This window comes from Caenimonas sedimenti, assembly GCF_007833165.1.
Lineage (GTDB): Bacteria > Pseudomonadota > Gammaproteobacteria > Burkholderiales > Burkholderiaceae_C > Ramlibacter > Ramlibacter sedimenti.
The window spans coordinates 150138-167587 of sequence record NZ_VOBQ01000002.1 but is presented as its reverse complement, the minus strand read 5'-3'; the positions used below and the strand labels follow the sequence as shown (position 1 = coordinate 167587).

Annotated in this window: 21 protein-coding genes and 3 tRNA genes; 3 read left to right on the top strand and 21 right to left on the bottom strand. The window is 66.7% G+C overall.

The window, feature by feature from the left end; genetic code table 11:
- Window positions 1-4: 4 nt before the first annotated feature.
- The 9 genes from FN976_RS01745 to FN976_RS01705 form a co-directional block, all read right to left on the bottom strand.
- Entirely contained in the window at window positions 5-1114 is a 1110-nt protein-coding gene (locus FN976_RS01745) for an efflux RND transporter periplasmic adaptor subunit (protein ID WP_186510719.1), read from the bottom strand.
- Window positions 1111-1653, bottom strand: coding sequence for a hypothetical protein (locus FN976_RS01740; protein ID WP_145890355.1), 543 nt, complete (start codon window positions 1651-1653; stop codon window positions 1111-1113). Before FN976_RS01740 ends, FN976_RS01745 begins: the two co-directional genes overlap by 4 nt.
- Window positions 1650-2855: a TolC family protein gene (locus tag FN976_RS01735; protein ID WP_145890353.1), complete on the bottom strand. Its 1206-nt coding sequence runs from the start codon at window positions 2853-2855 to the stop codon at window positions 1650-1652. The genes FN976_RS01740 and FN976_RS01735 overlap by 4 nt, the downstream gene beginning before the upstream one ends.
- 81 nt (window positions 2856-2936) lie before the next feature.
- Window positions 2937-3293, bottom strand: a complete 357-nt coding sequence (locus tag FN976_RS01730) for a hypothetical protein (RefSeq protein WP_145890351.1) — start codon at window positions 3291-3293, stop codon at window positions 2937-2939.
- A 60-nt stretch (window positions 3294-3353) separates the two neighbouring features.
- On the bottom strand, window positions 3354-4115 hold the full coding sequence (locus FN976_RS01725; protein ID WP_145890349.1) for a transglutaminase-like domain-containing protein: 762 nt from the start codon (window positions 4113-4115) through the stop codon (window positions 3354-3356).
- Between the two features lie 145 nt (window positions 4116-4260).
- Window positions 4261-5190: a site-specific integrase gene (locus FN976_RS01720; protein ID WP_145890347.1), complete on the bottom strand. Its 930-nt coding sequence runs from the start codon at window positions 5188-5190 to the stop codon at window positions 4261-4263.
- The gene (locus FN976_RS01715) at window positions 5187-5582 is read right to left on the bottom strand and encodes a hypothetical protein (protein WP_145890345.1); all 396 of its coding nucleotides are present in this window, start codon (window positions 5580-5582) and stop codon (window positions 5187-5189) included. The genes FN976_RS01720 and FN976_RS01715 overlap by 4 nt, the downstream gene beginning before the upstream one ends.
- Window positions 5583-5747 carry a hypothetical protein gene (locus tag FN976_RS28740; protein ID WP_186510718.1) on the bottom strand — a complete coding sequence of 55 codons (165 nt, stop codon included), beginning with the start codon at window positions 5745-5747 and terminating at the stop codon, window positions 5583-5585.
- A 295-nt stretch (window positions 5748-6042) separates the two neighbouring features.
- Entirely contained in the window at window positions 6043-7245 is a 1203-nt protein-coding gene (locus FN976_RS01705; RefSeq protein ID WP_145890341.1) for a serine hydrolase domain-containing protein, read from the bottom strand.
- 76 nt (window positions 7246-7321) lie between these two features.
- Here FN976_RS01705 and FN976_RS01700 point away from each other — a divergent pair, with 76 nt between their 5' ends.
- Window positions 7322-7654 carry a helix-turn-helix domain-containing protein gene (locus FN976_RS01700; RefSeq protein ID WP_145890340.1) on the top strand — a complete coding sequence of 111 codons (333 nt, stop codon included), beginning with the start codon at window positions 7322-7324 and terminating at the stop codon, window positions 7652-7654.
- A 6-nt stretch (window positions 7655-7660) separates the two neighbouring features.
- On the opposite strand, the gene FN976_RS28735 is transcribed toward FN976_RS01700, so the two are convergent.
- From FN976_RS28735 to folC, 10 genes are all read right to left on the bottom strand, one after another.
- Complete coding sequence (locus FN976_RS28735) at window positions 7661-8167, bottom strand: hypothetical protein (RefSeq protein WP_186510717.1); 507 nt, start codon at window positions 8165-8167, stop codon at window positions 7661-7663.
- A 261-nt stretch (window positions 8168-8428) separates the two neighbouring features.
- Window positions 8429-8752, bottom strand: coding sequence for a hypothetical protein (locus FN976_RS01690; protein ID WP_145890338.1), 324 nt, complete (start codon window positions 8750-8752; stop codon window positions 8429-8431).
- Window positions 8753-8941: 189 nt separating this feature from the next.
- Window positions 8942-9018 (bottom strand) — tRNA-Asp (locus FN976_RS01685).
- 71 nt (window positions 9019-9089) lie between these two features.
- A tRNA-Glu gene (locus tag FN976_RS01680) sits at window positions 9090-9165 on the bottom strand.
- A 30-nt stretch (window positions 9166-9195) separates the two neighbouring features.
- Window positions 9196-9271, bottom strand: a tRNA-Ala gene (locus FN976_RS01675).
- Between the two features lie 34 nt (window positions 9272-9305).
- On the bottom strand, window positions 9306-10688 hold the full coding sequence (gltX, locus tag FN976_RS01670) for a glutamate--tRNA ligase (protein ID WP_145890336.1): 1383 nt from the start codon (window positions 10686-10688) through the stop codon (window positions 9306-9308).
- A 6-nt stretch (window positions 10689-10694) separates the two neighbouring features.
- Window positions 10695-12203 (bottom strand): amidophosphoribosyltransferase, encoded by a 1509-nt coding sequence (gene purF, locus FN976_RS01665; protein ID WP_145890334.1) that lies wholly within the window; start codon window positions 12201-12203, stop codon window positions 10695-10697.
- Window positions 12204-12213: 10 nt separating this feature from the next.
- Complete coding sequence (locus FN976_RS01660; RefSeq protein ID WP_145890332.1) at window positions 12214-12702, bottom strand: CvpA family protein; 489 nt, start codon at window positions 12700-12702, stop codon at window positions 12214-12216.
- Window positions 12703-13467, bottom strand: coding sequence for an SPOR domain-containing protein (locus FN976_RS01655; RefSeq protein ID WP_145890330.1), 765 nt, complete (start codon window positions 13465-13467; stop codon window positions 12703-12705).
- An 18-nt stretch (window positions 13468-13485) separates the two neighbouring features.
- Window positions 13486-14781, bottom strand: coding sequence for a bifunctional tetrahydrofolate synthase/dihydrofolate synthase (gene folC / locus FN976_RS01650; RefSeq protein WP_145890328.1), 1296 nt, complete (start codon window positions 14779-14781; stop codon window positions 13486-13488).
- A gap of 24 nt (window positions 14782-14805) precedes the next feature.
- On the opposite strand from folC, the gene FN976_RS01645 reads away from it, so the two are divergent.
- Together FN976_RS01645 and FN976_RS01640 are read left to right on the top strand one after the other, a co-directional pair.
- A complete protein-coding gene (locus FN976_RS01645; RefSeq protein WP_186510716.1) occupies window positions 14806-15171 on the top strand; it encodes an arsenate reductase in 366 nt (121 codons plus the stop codon).
- A gap of 55 nt (window positions 15172-15226) precedes the next feature.
- Entirely contained in the window at window positions 15227-15964 is a 738-nt protein-coding gene (locus tag FN976_RS01640) for a glycine zipper 2TM domain-containing protein (protein ID WP_145890325.1), read from the top strand.
- Window positions 15965-15980: 16 nt separating this feature from the next.
- Here the strand turns inward: FN976_RS01640 and FN976_RS01635 are convergent, their stop codons facing one another.
- The gene (locus FN976_RS01635; protein ID WP_145890323.1) at window positions 15981-16802 is read right to left on the bottom strand and encodes an anti-sigma factor; all 822 of its coding nucleotides are present in this window, start codon (window positions 16800-16802) and stop codon (window positions 15981-15983) included.
- 10 nt (window positions 16803-16812) lie between these two features.
- On the bottom strand, window positions 16813-17415 hold the full coding sequence (locus tag FN976_RS01630) for an RNA polymerase sigma factor (protein ID WP_145890321.1): 603 nt from the start codon (window positions 17413-17415) through the stop codon (window positions 16813-16815).
- Between the last annotated feature and the right edge of the window lie 35 nt (window positions 17416-17450).

The following is a 17450-nucleotide window of genomic DNA, read 5'->3' as shown; positions in this document are numbered from 1 at the left end:
GGCCTCACCTCACTTGGTTCACCAAGGACGCGCCTTGGACCACCACCCGCTCGCCGGCTTTGATGCCGTCGGTCACCGACACGCTCGCGCCGTCCAAGGGAGAAGCCCGCACGGGCCGAGGCTGGAAGACCTCGGCGCCCGCGTGGACCCACACCATGTCCTGGTTGCTCGCGCTCTTGACCAGGGCCGCCGCGGGCACCGCGACTCCCTTGACCATGGTCCTCGTGTGCACGAGCACCTTCACCTGCTGGTTGACCGCCAAGGGGACCGCCGCGGCTCCCGCCGTCCTGAACTGCAACGGGATGGCGCCCTCGCGCTGCGCGCGCCCCGCGCCCATCAGGCGCAGCGGCACGCTGACTCCCGGCGCGGGGCTCGCGCTGGCCGCGCCGACGTTGGACAGCAGCCCCATGTCGAACACCATCGCCTCGACGACGAGCTTGGAGGGATCGACAATCTCGAAGAGCACCTCGCGCGCGTCGACCACCTGGCCGGCCACGGCGTTCGACGCCGAGATCACGCCCGAGATCGGAGCGACCAAGGTTTCCGACGCCGAGACGGACCCGCCCACAGCGGCAAGCCGCTGCTGCAGGCTCGACACGTCGGAGCGCGCGGCCTCGATGTCCTTCGCGGGCACCGTGCCTTCGAGCTCCGAGAGACGCGCCACGCGCCTGCGGGCCAGGTCAAGCTGCGCGCGCAGCTCCGCGGCCTGCGCCTGCTGGTTGGCCTTCTCGATGGCCGAGGCCGACGAGCGCACCACCGCGAGCGCCTCGCCCTTGCGGACGAACTGGCCCAGGGACGGCAGTCCGCGCGGGCCCGCCTCCACGCGTCCCGCTTGCGTGGGCTGCACGCGCCCGCCCGCGTTCGGGTCCATCGTCACGCGCCCCGTGAGCTCGATGGTTTGCGGCGCCGAGCGCTCCTCGGAGAGGACCGTCCGCACGGCGAGCTGGCGCTGCGAGTTCTTGGGCAGGAAAACGCTGCCGTCGGGAAGGCGCTTTGGCGCGTTGCTCGCGGCGGCGGCGGTGGGCTCCGCGTGGTTGTGGTCAGGGCTCGCCTGCGCGGTAGCGCCAACAGCGAACGCGATGAGAAAGGCCGCGAGGAGAAAGTTGTTGTTCACGTTGGTGTCCTCAGGCCGGCGCGGCGGCCGAACTTGCGACGGGCGAAGAGCAGGGCCGCCGCGGCGGCCAGAGCCGCGGCGGCGAAGCCCGCCCAGCGCAGCCAGGGTCGCGGCGCGTCCTGGTGGGCCTGGGCGGCGTCGATGTGGAGCTCGCCGGCGAGCAGGTCGGTGTCGGAGCCCGCGGTGACGGTGAAGGAGAAGGGGAACTCTCCTGGCTTGTCCACGCCCGCGAACTTGATGGCGTAGGTGCCGTCGGGCTGCGGCGTGGCCACGCCCTTGTTGGCTCCGGACTCGAACTCGATCTTTGCTCCCACGATCGGCTCGTTGGTCGCGTAGCGATCGAGGTAGACCGTGATCTGCCCCTTCTCCAACACCCCGACCAGCTCGAACAGATCGGAGTGGGCGTCGAAGCGCGGGCTGGCGGCGGCGTCTGTCGCCGCCGGGCCGTGGTCGTGCCCGTGCTCGTCGGCGGCCAGAGCGGGCGCGCAAGCACTGGCGATGGCGAAGGCCGCGAACGCGGCGCGAAGTCTCTTGTTCATGGCATGGCCCCGTTGGCCTGGTTCAACTTGGACAGGGCGCGACGCGCCTCGATGGACGCGCGGGCTCGCGCGAGCTCGGCTTCGAACCTCTCAGCGTCGGCCCGCAGCCTGGTGGGGAGGTCCGTCTCGCCCAGCCGGTGGGACTTGGCGATCAGCTCCTGGGCCTCGCGGGCGAATCGCTCGCGGTCGGCGGCCAGTCGTTCGGAGCGCCGCGCCGCGTCGAGCTCCGCCACTGCCGCCTCGCGCTCCGCGCCGGCCAAGCGCCGAGCCGCGTCGAGCTCGGCCTCGGCGGTGTCCAGCTCCGCGCGCGCCGCGGCGATCCTGGCGCCGTTGCGGATGTCGCCTCCAAGCGGCACGCGTAACGACAGCCTGACGGCGTTCTCCGTTGCGGCTCCTCCGCCCGGCCTCTCCCGGACAACTCCCAAGCCGATCTCCATCGGGTCGCGCCGGTCGGCCTCGGTGACTTCCAGCTTCGAGCGCGCCGCGCGCGCCTGCGCCTCGGCGGCCTGCACGATGGGATGGGCGCCTTCCGGACCTGGAGCTTCGTCCAAAGACGCGAGCTGAGGCATGCCGGTGAGCGCGCGCCAGTTGGCAAGAGCCCGGGCCAGCGCCCCTTCGGCGGCCGCGCGCGCGGACTGCGCCTCGCTCAGAGCCGACTGGGCGCGCAGGCTGTCGACGCGCGCGCTCTCTCCGGCTTTGACGCGCCGCTCGGTGTCGGCGGCGACAGCGTTCGCTTCGGAGACCTTGCGCGAGGCGAGCTCGAGCTGAGCTTCGGCCACAGCGGCCGCGGTGGCCAGCTCCCGCGCCTCTGCGGCGAGCTTCAACTTGGCGGCGGCGATCTGCGCGCTGAGAGCCGCCCGGTCGGCTTCCACCTGGCTGGCCGTGGCCGAGCGAAGCCTGGGCTGCCAGAGCGGAGCCGAGATCTCGGCTTCGGTCTCCTGGGCGCCGCTGGCATTGCCTCTGCCCGCCTTGTGGGCGAGCGACACGGTGGGCGCGGCGGCCAGGAAGGAGCCGACCGCGCGCGCTCTGGCGTCGAGCTCAGCCTGACGGCTGACCAGCGCGCGGGCCTGGGGGCTGAGGCTCCAAGCGGCGTCGACCGCTTCCCGCAAGGTCGGCCGTGCGGATTGAGCGTGCGCCGCGCAGGCCAGCGCCAAGCTCGCGAAGAGCGCGGCCAACCGCGGCCGCGGGAATGGGAAAGGCATCGAGTTCTCCGAAGGTCGAAACGAACGACTGCTTCGGCGAACCGCGAGAGGTGGAAAGGGGTGAGTTGTCGCGGCCCGCCGTCAGGCGGCGAGCCAGTTGGGGCGTTCGATCCGCGAGTGGATCCCGCCCAGCGGCGGCGCGGCGCCGGACGGCGCGGGCATCTGGGCGGCGACGCTTGGCAGGAAAGCCAGGTCGGCTTGCCCCATGAGGTGATGCAAGCCGTGGCAACCGTGGGCAGCTCCGCAGCACGCGTCCGCGATCTTCTCCGCCTTGGCGTCTGACTGTTCGTCGGCCTGGGCGCCGTGGTCGTGCCCCGCGTGCTCAGCTGCGGCGACGGCGTGCGCCACCAGCTTCTCGTCGTCGCAGAAGTGCGCGGCGGCCCAGCTCATTTGCAGGGGCAGCACGAACGCGAGCAACAGAAGCAGGAAGCGTCTCATCGGATCAGCAGATTCTATCGGCCTTGACATTCTCACAACGAAAGGGTGGGATGCAAGGGCTCAGCGGCTCGGCGCCTCCCACGCGGCATCGGCCTTGCGAACCGCGGCCTCGCGGCCGCTCCATCCGCGGATCCTGGCGACGTTCCGGTTCATCCAATGCCGGACCACGCCCTGGAACAGCCACTTCTTGACGCCGCTGAGGTTCGCGCCGTGCTTGGCGTAGAAGGAGTCCGGATCGTCGAAGACGCCGAAGTCCCGGTTGATGCCGTCCTTCTGGATGTAGGTGTTCGCGCCCGTCCACTCCACGCCCGGGTTTTGCAAGTCCGGGGTCGCTGCCCCATAGCCGCAGAACGCCCCCTCTCGGTCGGCGAAGCGCTCTTGGAGCTTCGAGAGGTAGTCCTTGTCCAGGATGAAGCCCTCGAGCTCGACCCAGCGACCTTCGAACCACACCTCCACCCAGCTGTGGATGATGTCGCGCGGAGCCAGCGCGTAGGCCACGCCGGTGATCGCGCCCTTCTGCAAGGCCTTGTCGATAGTGAAGCCATGGAAGCGGCAGGGGATGCCGGCAGCGCGCAGCAGGGCCATGAACAGCGTGCCCTTGGTGTTGCACTGGCCGATCCCGTCGGCGAGCACCTGGGAGGCTGGCAGATCGTCGGCCAGGTTGTAGCCGAAGGCTATCTCGTCGCGCACGAAGTTGTAGATCGCCCCGATGCGCTCCCTAGCAGACATCTGCGCCCAGCGGCGCGCGCGAATCAGGCCTTGGATGCTGGGATGCTCGAAGTCGAGCAGGGTCGTCTCTCGAAGTAGGTTGTGGTGGTTCATGTTGGGCTTCTTCTGGCTGGCCGCACGACGCAGCGCCGTGGATGATTGGAAACCTTGTAGCCAATAGAAGGTCAAGTCCCTCGTGAGCTGTCGGCTCTTAGCGCGGTGCAGCCGGGGCGGAGTTCGCACTACCACGGGGCCCCGTCTACAGAAGGCTGGGAATCCTACGGCGTTGCACGGGCCTGATGTACTTGGCCAACGTTACATCTGAGCGATGGCCTGTCACATCGCGGATTTGATACGGTTGGAGGCCGGCTTCTGCCGCACTCGTTACGAACCCAGCGCGAAGGGAGTGGGCGGAAAAGTCATCTGCTGCTCTCTGTCCTTTGGCACGGCGAACGGCTTCCTTGAGGAGCAGTGCCACGGACTGCGGTGATAGCGACGCGCGAACAACCTTGTCATGGCGGTTGATGGACGGAAAAAGCGGTCCTGCCTCCGCGCCGTACAGCTCAAGCCATTGAAGCAGTGCCTTCACTGGACACCGCTCACCCCTCGCCTTCGGCACGAATACGGTCCGACTAGCCCCTTCCTGATCGGTTTTCGACCGTCGCAGCAGAAGCTCCATTCCATTCTCGAAGTACGTCACCTCTTCGATGCGGAGCGATACAAGTTCTGAGCGGCGGAAGGCACCAGCGAACCCAACCAGCAACAATGCGCGGTCGCGAGCGGCCTTCATCGGATTTTGCTTGTCCACGAGCGCCAGGACTTCAAGCAGGTCGTCCTTCACAAGCGCCTTGACCCGGCGTTGTGCGACGCCATAGGTGCGACGTATCCCCTGCATCGTACGCTTGACAAGCGGGTCCATGGCAGGCGATTTAAGTCCAGCGTCGAGGTGCGCTCGATGGACTGCAATGAGGCGATGCTGGAGTGTGGAGACAGCCAACCGTCCGGCGTGATCTGCCAGGTACGTCGCGACTTCCTTCGCTGAAGCCGGGATGTCATGGCCTGCCTTCCTGAAGTGCTCGACCGCCTGCCCGTAGCTCCGATGTGTGGCCGCCGAACGAGCGGCGTGCTGAAGGGCCTTGAGCTTCTCAGAGTTCGCCTTTTCAGCGGTGCGCGACTTGCCTGATTTCATGGTTGCTCGCCTCCGGGAATACTGCGGGCCTGCCGGCATTCCGCGGCCAAAACGGTGCATGCAGCTGCCACTTCGCCGAGCTCCGAGAGCAACCATCCAACAGCCTCCACCGTGCCCATGGGGACGGTCCCATCCTCGATTTCCGGTGCCGCGTAGGGTATGAGCGTCCCAACGGCCGCGATTCCTAGGCTCAGAGCCTGAGCGCACGCCTCCGCTTGCTCAGCGATCTGCAGAACGACGGTCTGGGACGAGCCGAGCATGTTCAACCCGCCGCTGGCTGAGGTCTGCAGATAAGGCAGATTGACCAGCAAGTCGCGCAGAGGCTTCTCGTGCTCACGGCGCGAGTAGTGGACGGGAGCAAAGCGTGTCCGAGGAGAACGGGTGCTGCGCACTTAGTACTCCTCCGCGAACAGAAGTACGGTCGAGGTGCGCGCCCCGTTGTCGTTCGCGGCATCGGTAATCACCCAGATCCGCCGACCTTCGACAAGGTACGCCGACAGAATGCGCGAGCCATCCTGGATGGAACGATCATTGGCGGCCGCCTCGGCGGGCGGCACGTGCCCCCAGTCGCCGCCAGCGTGGTACCCAATAAGCTCCGAGGGCCTTCGCCCATGCTGCTTAAGGTGCTGGAGCACGGCTGGCGTAGCGTACACGCTGCCCAGTCCAAAGAGCGGCGCTGAGGGTCGGTGTGGATCGATGGGGACGCCGTTTCGGGTGCCATGCCTGTCTTTCATGAGTTTCTCCTTCAGAAACGAAACGAGCCGGGTGACATCGCCACCCGGCTCGGGAAACAGATCTGTCGGTGCGTCCTGGCGAACGCCACCGCTCAGGGCTCAGCTTCAGAACTGACTGCTATGGAATCTTCGCCCATTCGCCATAGAGCTTTGCCACTTCGTCCATGTAGTTCTCGACATTCGAGAACACGATCAGAATGCGACCGTTGCTTGGGTTCCAAGCGATCCGCTGCCCGCCGTACCCAACCGCCCAAAAGGAGTTGGGTGTGGGGAGAGTCCCGATCCAGGTGAGGTAGCCGTAACCGAGGAACCCGATGCGGCCGGTCTTCGCTCGGTCGGTTACCTGCACCTTCGACAGTTCGCGGACATAGTCGCCGAAGCAACCTGGAGCAGTGTGGCTCTCCTTCACCCAGACTGCGAACCGCACCCAGTCGTCAAACGTCATTCGGACGGTCCCGTCGGCCTGGCCGTACTCCTTCCTGTCTTGGCCAACGATCGCCGGGGACGATGTTCCCATCGCATGCAGCACCTCGTCTTCGACCCAACGCGCGTAGGTCGCCCCAGTCGCCGCCTGCAGCATCAAGCCCAGCGTAAGGGGGGCAGTGCTGTGATAGTGGAAGTCAGAGCCGGGTTTGCGCTTTCCGAACACCGCCTTCTCCGCAGTGCCCGCCTTCGAGGTGGCGAGGAACTGAAGCCAGTTCGACCGGCCGGAGTCCACCGCCTCACGCTCCTCCCTGCTCCAAACAGTGCTGTCGCGATTGCCCTCCCACGTGCCCGAGGTCATTCGCAGCAGATCACGCACGCTGGCTGCGCCCAGATCTGTTGCGTTCAGCTCGGGCAAGAGATCGCCCGCAAGCGAGTCCAGTTTCAGCTTTCCTGCGCAGATGGCCTTGCCCACGGCAAGTGCGGTCACGGTCTTGCCCATGCTGAAGCCCATGAACAATCGGGAACGCGATGCCGGTGGCTTGAACCCGGCCCAGACCACCTCGTTGCCCGAAATGAGCGCCATCGCTTTTCCGGAGCTGCCGGCGAGCAAGGCTTCTGCCTTGCGCACTACCTCCGCCTCCTCTGACGTCGGCTTTCGAAAGCCGACCTCCCGCGGGACAGGTGACGGGCTCGCCCGGTAGTACCAGCTTGGGCCGGTTCCGAACAGCCATTCGTCAGGAGCGCTGGGCGTTGTTCCCTGGGAAGGCAGTATTTGCCCGAAAGCAGCGACTGTGCTGATGCCGCTGACGAGCGCCGTGAAGCATGCCCGCAACGCAGGATATCCGCGGGTCAAGGTGCAACCTGAGTCGCGCGCGGCGGAAAAGCTGAAGAACATCTTGCCTCCTCGGTAATTTCTGGGACTACGAAACTCGTAGTATCCAAATCATACGAAAACTACGAATCTCGTAGCCATGAGTGGCCGCGAGATCGCGTATAGCTGGGGACGACGCTTAAAGCAGGCGCGCTTGGCTGCTGGCCTCTCGCAGCGGCAGCTTGGAATCCAAGCCGGGATCGATGAAGCTGTAGCTAGCACGCGGATCAACCGGTACGAGCTGGACATCCATCAGCCGGATGTCAGGATTGCCCATGCCCTGGCCCGCGTTTTGGGAGTGTCGGCCGCGTTCTTTTACGCGGCCGAAGAGGAGCTTGCCGAGTACATCTTTCGCCTCGCGCAACTCCGTGCTGCTGAGCGGCGTGATACATACCGGAGTCTGGCCCATATTCCAGGGCCACCGGCCGCCTGATCGAAGCTACTTGCCTTTCCCGTTTCCGCGTGGCTTGACCTCTATGTACCAGGCGGGGTCCACCTTCATGTGAGACCAGTTCGTGGAGACCTGCGCGGTTTCCGGCACCCAGTTCGCGACGTCGATGAAGTACGAGAAGGACGAGTGCTTGTCGTTTCCGCGAACGTGGTGCCACACGACGTGGCGCCCCAGGTCATCCTCTTCGCGGTAGTCCACCATGACGATTGCCACGTCAGGCAGCGCGTCCAGCGAAGGAAGCTCCTGATACTCGCCGCCGGTGAGGCCGAGGTTGTAGAGGATCTTGGTGAGCAGCGTGTTGTCGACGAAAGCGGGGCCGTGCTTCGGGTAACCAAGCTGGATTGCAAGCCTGGTCACTTCCTCCAACGTGCGACCGGAGAGAGTCGCGACGCACGCCAGAGCGTCGTCGTTACGCTCCGTCATCTGGACTCGCTTAAAGGGTGACACGAACCCTTCCGGGAAGGTACCGCCGTTGGATTTCTTGCTTGTTGCCATCGTTTGCTCCTGTTTGAGGGTTTGGATTGCAAACGCGCATGCAGCGGCCTAACTCGATGCCCTGGGGACACCTAGTCGGGATAGCTGGAGATCGGATCGCCGCGGGTTAGACCCCGCTTTGCGTCAGAGCTGCACTGCTGTGCGTCTGATCGAATGCGCTGCTCGGCGCGCGAGCACCGCGATTCGACACCGTATTGTCAACCCCTTCCCAGGGCGGATCAATCGCGGCGTGACTTTGCCAGGCGCGAAATTTGGCCGCTGTTATTCAGCAAGCGCCTGCCGAATCTGAGTCAGCTTCTCATGATTCGACTTGTGGTTCTTGTAGAGGTGCATAACCAGCTCTTGCAATTCCTCGGCTAGTTCTTCTCGCTCCGCCTTTTTCGCACTTGCCAGTGCTGCGAGCCGAGTGGTGATCATCCGTTTGACACCCATGGCACTTCGGCCGCCTGAGCCGTAGACAGTGACATATACGTCGAAGTAGGACAGCTTGGGAAAGTAGTCCTTCCGGATGACGGATATTCGCTTGCCCTCTTTTGCAAGAGCCTTCATCTTCGACGCGTCGACCTTCGTGATCCCCTCTGCCATGCTCACCTCCATTTGGCTTGGATAGTAGCGCGAGCCATGCGTTGAATCCGCACGTGGCGCTCAGCAGCCCCTTCTGCAGGCAAAAGAAAACGGCGCCATGATTGCTCATGGCGCCGTTGATAGTTGCTTTGATAGCTGTCGTGGGCTAAACTAAAAAGCTTTTACCAATCAACAACTTATCAGCATACTTGGCGGAGTGGACGGGACTCGAACCCGCGACCCCCGGCGTGACAGGCCGGTATTCTAACCAACTGAACTACCACTCCTGGTAGCCGCGTTCGCCCTCACGGGCCAAGTGCAAGCCGACTTGTGCCTAGCCTCATCTCGCGATGAATCTTGGCGACCCTACGGGGATTCGAACCCCGGTACTCACCGTGAAAGGGTGATGTCCTAGGCCTCTAGACGATAGGGTCGTAACCTTGGACTGTTCCATTCGACACTGATGGTGGAGGTAAGCGGGATCGAACCGCTGACCTCTTGCATGCCATGCAAGCGCTCTCCCAGCTGAGCTATACCCCCCTCTGGTGTCGAGCCTCGAATTATAGCCAGAAAATCAGGCGGCCTTCAGCCGCTCCAGGACGGTCTCGCGATGGCACAGGGCCAGCACCGCGTCCAGCGAGGGCGTCTGGGCTGTTCCCATCACCAGCACGCGCACCGGCATGGCCAGTTGCGGCATCTTCAGGCCGGTGGCGCGCAGCGTCTCCTTGATGGCCTCGGTGATGGCCTCCCGCGTCCATGGGCAGCCTTCCAGCATCTTGGCCAGCATGCTGATCGCCGGGCGCACGCCGTCGGTGATGTGCTTCGCCGCTTCGTCGGCATTGCGTTCGACCGGCGCGTAGAAGCGCTGCACCCAGTCGGCCAGCTGCACGGTGGTGTCGCAGCGGTCCTTGAGCAATCCGCACAGGGCGGCGAGCCGCTCGTCCGTGGTGACGCCACGCTTTTGCAACTGCGCGTCCACGAGCGGCGCCAGCGCGGCGTCGGGCGTCATCTTCATGTGGTGCGCGTTCACCGAGCGCAGCTTGGCCTCGTCGAACTGCGCGGCGCTCTTGCCCAGGTGGTCCAGGTTGAACCACTGCAGGAACTGCTCGCGGCTGAAGATCTCGTCGTCCCCGTGGCTCCAGCCCAGGCGCGCCAGGTAGTTCACCACGCCGTCGGCCAGGAAGCCTTCGTCGCGGAACTGCGTCACCGGCTTGGCGCCGTTGCGCTTGCTCATCTTCTCGCCCTGCTCGTTCAGCACGGTGGGCAAATGGGCGTACACCGGGGGCTCGACGCCGAGCGCGCGGAAGATGTTGATCTGGCGCGGCGTGTTGTTCACGTGGTCGTCGCCGCGGATCACATGGGTGATCTGCATGTCGATGTCGTCCACCACCACGCAGAAATTGTACGTGGGCGTGCCGTCCGGCCTGGCGATCACCAGGTCATCGAGTTCGTCGTTGCTGATCTCGATGCGGCCTTTGACCTTGTCGTCCCAAGCCACCACGCCACCGATCGGGTTCTTGAAGCGCAGCACCGGTTGCACGCCTTCGGGAACCGGAGGCAGCGTCTTGCCGGGCTCGGGGCGCCAGGTGCCGTCGTAGCGCGGCTTCTCCTTGTTGGTCATCTGCCGCTCGCGCAATGCGTCGAGTTCGGCGACGCTCATGTAGCAGGGGTAGACCAGCCCCTTCTCCTTCATCTGCGCCACGACCTCGCGGTAACGGTCCATGCGCTGCATCTGGTAGAACGGGCCTTCGTCGTGGTCCAGGCCCAGCCAGGCCATGCCTTCCAGGATGACATCCACCGCCGCCTGCGAGGAACGCTCGACGTCGGTGTCCTCGATGCGCAGGATGAAGGTGCCGCCCTGCGAGCGGGCGAAGGCCCACGGGTACAGCGCCGAGCGGATGTTGCCGAGGTGGATGAAACCGGTGGGCGACGGGGCGAAACGGGTACGGACTTTCACTGGCGATTACGCTTCCTGGGGGTTCGGGATGGCGAGACGGGACGTGTTCTCTTCCAGCGGATCTTCCTGCCCGATGCGCGCCTCGTTGATGCGGGCGATGTCCTCGGCGTTGATATCGCCGGTGACATACACGCCGTCGAAGCACGAGGCATCGAAGCCTTCGATCTTCGGGTTCAGCGAGCCGATGGCGCGCTTCATGCCGTCGACGTCCTGGTAGATCAGCGCATCGCAGCCGATGATTTCGCGGATTTCCTCGATGCTGCGGCCATGCGCGACCAGCTCCTCCGGCGTCGGCATGTCGATGCCGTAGACGTTGGGGAAGCGCACCGGCGGCGCCGCGCTGGCGAGATAGACCTTGCGGGCACCAGCATCGCGCGCCATCTGCACGATCTCGCGGCTGGTGGTGCCGCGCACGATGGAGTCGTCCACCAGCAGCACGTTGCGGCCCTTGAACTCGCTGACGATCGTGTTGAGCTTCTGGCGCACGCTCTTCTTGCGCACGGCCTGGCCGGGCATGATGAAGGTGCGGCCGACGTAGCGGTTCTTGACGAAACCTTCGCGGTAAGGGATGCCCAGCAGCTGCGCGAGCTGCATGGCACTGGGACGGCTCGATTCGGGGATCGGGATGACGACGTCGATCTCGTTGGGCGGCACCGTGGAGATCACGCGCTTGGCCAGCGTTTCCCCCAGGTTCAGGCGCGCCTGGTAGACCGAGATCCCGTCGAGCTCCGAATCCGGCCGGGCCAGGTAGACGAACTCGAAGATGCAGGGGTGCAACTGCGGGTTCTCCGCGCACTGGCGGGCATGCACTTTGCCTTGCATGTCGATGAAGATGGCCTCGCCGGGTTGCACGTTGCGCTCGAACTTGTGGCCGGTCCCCTCCAGCGTCACCGATTCGCTGGCGATCATCACGGTGCCATCGGCGCTGCGGCCGATGCACAGCGGCCGGATGCCGTACGGGTCGCGGAAGGCCAGCATGCCGTGGCCGGCGATCAGCGTCACGACCGCATAGGAGCCGCGCACGCGCTTGTGCACGTTGGTCACGGCGCCGAACACGTCCTCGGGCTTCAGCGTGAGACCGCGGGTGGTCTTCTCGAGCTCGTGCGCGAACACGTTCACCAGCACCTCGGTGTCGCTCTCGGTGTTGATGTGGCGGTGGTCGGTGGAGAACAGCTCTGCCTTCAGAGCCTGCGCGTTGGTCAGGTTGCCGTTGTGCGAGAGCGTGATGCCGAAGGGCGCGTTCACGTAGAAGGGCTGCGCCTCTTCCTCGCTGTAGGCGTTGCCGGCCGTCGGGTAACGGACCTGGCCGAGACCCACGGTGCCGGGCAACGCGCGCATGTTGCGGGTGCGGAAGATGTCCCGCACCATGCCCTTGGCCTTGTGCATGTAGACCTTGCTGCCCTGCTGCGTGACGATGCCCGCCGCGTCCTGGCCGCGGTGCTGCAGCAGCAGCAGCGCGTCGTAGATCAGCTGGTTGACCGGGCCCGGGCTGACGACCCCAACGATTCCGCACATGATTCGATCCTTATTCCGGCAGGTGCTTGCCGAAGGCTTCGGGCAAGACCGGCTTCCATCCACGCAAGGCCGCCGTCGCGACGCCGGCCGAAAACGATTCTCTCCACCATGGAGCGTCCCTGAAGCCCGTGAGGTGCACCAGGACGCCCAGCACCAGCACCAGCAAACCCGCCCGCACCGCCCCGAACAGCATGCCGAGCACGCGGTCCAGCGGCCTCAGGCCCACCGCCTCCAGCAGCTTCTTGCTGAGCCAGATCAGCAAGGCGCCGGCCATCAGCACGGCGATGAACACCGCCAGGAACCCGGCCGCGTAGCGCAAAGGCTGCGCGTAGCCGTCCATCGGCAGCAACTCGCCCACCTGCGCCGCGAACCATTGCGCCAGCACGAAGGCGGCCACCCAGCTCAGCACCGACAGCACCTCGGCCACCAGGCCGCGCCAGAGGCCGATGGCCATGGACGCCAGGAACAGCCCCGCCACGACCCAATCGAGCGTGGACACCTACAAACTGAGGATGGCGGCCGGCAAATCCAGCCCCTTGATCTTCTCGGCGGCCTTGTCCGCCTCGGCCCGCGACGCGAATGGGCCCGCCCGCACGCGGATGCGCTTGCCCTCCTTGGTCTCGGCCACGTTGGTGTAAGTCTTCAGGCCGGCGCGTTCCACCTTCTGGCGCGCCTCGCGCGCCTTGTCCGGGTCGGAAAAGGCACCCACCTGCACCACGAACCGGCCGGCGGCGGCATCGGCACCGTCGACGGTCTTGCCTTCGAGCAAAGCGCGGGCCTTTTCGCCGTCGTTCGCGGCCGCCGCCGATGCGCGGGGCTGCGGTCTGGCGGGCTCGGCTTTCGCGACCTTGGGTTCGGGCTTGGGTTCCGGCCTGGTCTCAGGCTTTTCGATCCTCTCGGCCACCTTCGGCGCGGAAGCAGGGGAACCCGCCGGTGCGGCCACAACCGGCGCAGGCTTTTCCTCCGCCTTGGTCACCGGCGCCGACGCGGCCGGCGCGACCTTCCCGACGGCGGCCGATGGCGCGGGAGGCGGCGTCAGCGGCTTCACCTTGTTGCGGTCCGGAATGTCGATGGGGATGTCCACCGCCACCGGACGCGGCTGCGTGTCGAACAGCAGCGGGAAGCCGACGACGCCCGCCAGGACCAGGACGACGGCGCCGATCAGGCGATGGCGGGCCCGGCGCCGGATCGCTTCGACGCTTTCCGTGGGTACGGGCGGAGCCACCGGCTCGTCGCCACCTCTGCGGGATTTGAACAATGCCATGGGTGACGTTAGGGGCGGTCAGGCGAGGTGTTTGGCCTGCAGGCGGGGCACGCCCTGCTGCAAGACGCCGCCCACCGTGAAGAAGGATCCGAAGACGAGAATTCTATCAGCGGGGTCGGCCGCGGCCACCGCGGCGCGCAGGGCCTCCTCGGGGCCCGCGTGGGTGCTGGTGGGCACGGCACGTTGGGCCGGCAGGCTTTGCCAGCGCTGGAGCAGGTCCTGCGCGGTCGCGGCGCGGGGGGTGGGCAGGTCGGTGAAATACCAGTGGTCGACCAGCGGGCCCAGCTTCGCGAGCATTTGCCCAACATCCTTGTCCGCCATCGCCCCGCACACCGCGTGCGTGCGCGGGAAGAAGCCCATCGCATCCAGGTTCGCCGCCAGCGTGGCGACGGCATGGGGGTTGTGCGCCACATCCAGCACCAGCGTGGGCTGGCCCGGGACGATCTGGAAGCGGCCGGGCAGTTCGACCATCGCCAGGCCATTGCGGATCGCCTGTGCAGGCACCGGCAGCCGCTGGCGCAGCGCGTCGAGCGCCGCCAGCACACCCGCGGCATTGAGTAACTGGTTGGCACCGCGCAACGCCGGGTAGGCCAGGCCGGCGTAGCGGCGGCCCCGGCCGGCCCAGCTCCATTGCTGCTTGTCGCCGGAGAAGTTGAAATCGCGGCCGAGCAGCCACAAGTCCGCGCCGATGGCTTCGGCGTGCGCGACCAGGGACGCCGGCGGCACCGGGTCGCTGACGATCGCTGGCTTGCCGGCGCGCACGATCCCAGCCTTCTCGCGGCCGATGCTCTCGCGGTCCGGCCCCAGGTAGTCCATGTGGTCCAGGTCGATGCTGGTGATGACCGCACAGTCGGTGTCGATGGCGTTCACGGCATCGAGGCGCCCGCCCAGGCCGACCTCCAGGATCGCCACGTCCAGGGACGAAGCCGCCATCAGGCTCAGGATCGCCAGGGTCGTGAACTCGAAGTAGGTGAGCGTCGCGCCTTGCCGCGCCTCTTCCACGCGTGCGAAGTGCGGCAGCAGGTCGGCGGCCGCCACGATGTCGCCGCCGATGCGGCAACGCTCCTCGAAATGCACCAGGTGCGGCGAGGTATAGACGCCCGTGCGGTAGCCCGCCTGCAGGGCGATCGCCTCCAGCATGGCGCAGGTGGAACCCTTGCCGTTGGTGCCGGCCACGGTGATCACCGGGCAGGTGAAGGCCAGCCCGAGGCGGTCGCGCACCTCCAGCACGCGGACCAGGCCCATGTCGATGGTCTTCGGGTGCAGCCGTTCGCAGTGCGCCAGCCAGTCTTGCAGGGAATCCATGGGCCGCATTGTCACAGGCCTATCATTTCGGCCATGGCGATCACTCTCTACGGCATCCCCAACTGCGACACGGTGAAGAAAGCGCGGACCTGGCTCGCGGCGCAGGGCGTGGACTACACCTTCCACGATTTCAAGAAGCAGGGCGTGCCGCCCGACCACCTGGACCGCTGGGCGGCGTCGCCGGAGGGCCGCAAGCTGCTCAACCGGCAGGGCACGACGTGGCGCAAGCTCGATGCGGCCGTCCAGGAAGGCGCCGCGGATGCAGCGGGCGCGCGCGCCCTGATGCTGGCCCAACCCAGCGTCATCAAGCGCCCGGTGGTCGAATGGGGCCCCGGATTCGTGACGGTTGGCTTCGATCCCGAGGTTTTTACCGGAGCTTTACGGGATTTCCCTGGCTAGCCACGCCGTGCTGGCTAGACTTTGGCTCATCACTCAGTCAACGAGACGCCAAGCCATGAAAAAGTCCGCTCTCTCCCTCGCGTTGGGGCTGGTCGCCCTGGGCGCCGGTGCGCAGGAAGTCGGCACCGTCCTTTCCAGCACCCCCGTCGTGCAACAGGTGCAGGTCCCGCGCCAGGTGTGCAGCCAGCCGGTGGTCATTGAACAGCAGACCTCCGGTGGCGGCGGCCTGCTGGGCGCACTCATCGGCGGTGGCATCGGCAGCCAGATCGGCGGCGGCAGCGGCCGGACGGCCGGCGCGATCATCGGCACGGTGGGGGGCGCGATCCTGGGCAACCAGATCGAGGCCAACAACAACCGCCAGGCCTACGCGCAGCCGCAGTGCACCACCCAGGTGACGTACGAGAACCGCACCGTCGGCTACAACGTCACCTACGAATACGGCGGCCGCCAGCACACCGTGCAGATGCCCTATGACCCGGGCCCGACGATCCGCCTGCGGGTGTCGCCCATGGTGCAGAACGACGAGCCGCAGGAACTGATGCCGCAGGCCGGCGCTCCCCACGGCCCGGTGGTCGTGGCGCCCGGTATCCAGCATGGCGTCCAGGTGGTTCCGCAGGTCCAGGCCGCTCCGGTGATCGTGCAGCAGCCGCAGGTCGTCGTTCCGGCGGGTTACCCGGTCTATCCGGCGGCCTATCCGGTGCCCGTGTACCGCCCGTACTACCCGCCGGTCGGCATCTCGCTGAATCTCGGCTATTCGCGCGGGTGGGGCGGGCACCGCCACCACCGGCACTGAGCCTCGCTCCTGGCGGCTACAGGGGCGTCTGCAACACGGCGCCCTTGAAGATCACCGGGCCGGTGGGCCCGCCCTCGCCGGGCACCCCACCCTTGGGCTCCAGGCTCACCGCCAGCAGCGGCGACTGCCCCACGACCTGTTCCGCCGCCGCGAGCTTGGCCACGGCGTCCGCGCCCATGACCCCGAGCGAGCGCGGCGCGCCGGCGGCCGGAATGGCCCACAGCTGCAGCGACTTGTCGCCGGCTTCCTGGTAGCTGCCCACCCGCTTGAGGGTCAGGGTGTTGTGCTTCGGGTCATAGGTGACCAGCATCGTCGGGGTCGCCTTGTCGTCATGCAGCACCGACACGTAGCGGATGTCGGGCTGCGCGGCGAGCTGCGCCGTCAGCGTGGCGTTCTGCTGCGCGAGCATGCGGCCCTGCTGCTGCAGCTGGGCCAGTTCCGTCTGGGTCCCCTGCAGGTCGCCGCGCAGGTTGAGCGCGACGGCGACGGCTGCGACCGTGGCGACGGCGCCCACCACCGCGCCCAGGCGCCACAGGCCGAGGGCCCGCAGCAGGGTTTCGGCCGGCGACGCGGGAGCGGCGGCCGGGGCCGCGGCGGGCCGGCCCTCGGCGGCGATCACGTTCTCGATGCGCTTCCACACGTTGGCATCCGGCGCCTGGGCATGCTGCAATTCGGTGATCGACATGAAGCGCTCCTGCCACACCTGGACCTGCACGCGGACGGCAGGACTGCGGCGGGCCAGTTCCTCGAAGCGGCGCCGGGCGCCGCCGCGCAGGGTGCCAAGGGCATAGGCCGCGGCAAGGCGGTCGATCAGGTCGGGGCGGCTGAGGAGATTCATCGCCGGGCCCTCACGCGTAATGCCCGAGGCAGCCGCGCAGCTGCTCCAGGCCCCGGCGGATCCAGGTTTTCACGGTGCCCAGCGGCAGCTTGAGCTGCTCCGCCAGCTCGCTGTGGCTCAGGTCGCGCAGGTAGGCCAGGCTCACCACTTCGCGCTGGCGGGCCTCCAGCTTGCGCAGGCATTCGTGCAGCGCCCAGGCCTGTTCGCTCGCCTGGGCGGTGTCCATCGGGTTGGGCGAATCGCCCGCCACCGTCTCCGTGATGGCGTCGTCGAGCTCCAGCCCGGCGTCCGCGCGCTCGCTGGTGCGTCGCCGCAGGAAATCGAGCCCGCGGCTGCGCACGACCATGCCCATCCAGGCCATGGGCGGGCTGAGGGGGGCGCGGTAGTCGGCGGCGGAGCGCCAGAGCGTCAGGAAGGCCTCTTGCAGCACGTCCTCGGCCCATTCGCGGTTGCCGACCACCCGCACCGCCAGGCCGTACAGCTTGGTGGAGGTGAGGTCGTACAGCTCGCGCAGCGCCGCTTCGCTTTCGCGCTGGCGGGCCGGGTCGTGGATGCGCGCGCCGATGCGATCCAGCAGGGCGATGAGGCGAAGGTCGTTGGAATCGGAGGACATGTGTGCTTGGGACTCTACTCTTCCTGATACGCGCG

Bases quoted from the DNA above. Each gene is read 5' to 3' on its own strand.
- FN976_RS01700 (WP_145890340.1), top strand. From the start codon at position 7,322: ATGAGTGGCCGCGAGATCGCGTATAGCTGGGGACGACGCTTAAAGCAG.
- FN976_RS01730 (WP_145890351.1), bottom strand. From the start codon at position 3,293: ATGAGACGCTTCCTGCTTCTGTTGCTCGCGTTCGTGCTGCCCCTGCAA.
- FN976_RS01690 (WP_145890338.1), bottom strand. From the start codon at position 8,752: ATGGCAGAGGGGATCACGAAGGTCGACGCGTCGAAGATGAAGGCTCTT.
- FN976_RS01655 (WP_145890330.1), bottom strand. From the start codon at position 13,467: ATGGCATTGTTCAAATCCCGCAGAGGTGGCGACGAGCCGGTGGCTCCG.
- FN976_RS01705 (WP_145890341.1), bottom strand. From the start codon at position 7,245: ATGTTCTTCAGCTTTTCCGCCGCGCGCGACTCAGGTTGCACCTTGACC.
- FN976_RS28735 (WP_186510717.1), bottom strand. From the start codon at position 8,167: ATGGCAACAAGCAAGAAATCCAACGGCGGTACCTTCCCGGAAGGGTTC.
- FN976_RS01725 (WP_145890349.1), bottom strand. From the start codon at position 4,115: ATGAACCACCACAACCTACTTCGAGAGACGACCCTGCTCGACTTCGAG.
- FN976_RS01720 (WP_145890347.1), bottom strand. From the start codon at position 5,190: ATGAAATCAGGCAAGTCGCGCACCGCTGAAAAGGCGAACTCTGAGAAG.
- FN976_RS01640 (WP_145890325.1), top strand. From the start codon at position 15,227: ATGAAAAAGTCCGCTCTCTCCCTCGCGTTGGGGCTGGTCGCCCTGGGC.
- folC (WP_145890328.1), bottom strand. From the start codon at position 14,781: ATGCGGCCCATGGATTCCCTGCAAGACTGGCTGGCGCACTGCGAACGG.
- FN976_RS01735 (WP_145890353.1), bottom strand. From the start codon at position 2,855: ATGCCTTTCCCATTCCCGCGGCCGCGGTTGGCCGCGCTCTTCGCGAGC.
- FN976_RS01635 (WP_145890323.1), bottom strand. From the start codon at position 16,802: ATGAATCTCCTCAGCCGCCCCGACCTGATCGACCGCCTTGCCGCGGCC.
- FN976_RS01740 (WP_145890355.1), bottom strand. From the start codon at position 1,653: ATGAACAAGAGACTTCGCGCCGCGTTCGCGGCCTTCGCCATCGCCAGT.
- FN976_RS01645 (WP_186510716.1), top strand. From the start codon at position 14,806: ATGGCGATCACTCTCTACGGCATCCCCAACTGCGACACGGTGAAGAAA.
- purF (WP_145890334.1), bottom strand. From the start codon at position 12,203: ATGTGCGGAATCGTTGGGGTCGTCAGCCCGGGCCCGGTCAACCAGCTG.
- FN976_RS01630 (WP_145890321.1), bottom strand. From the start codon at position 17,415: ATGTCCTCCGATTCCAACGACCTTCGCCTCATCGCCCTGCTGGATCGC.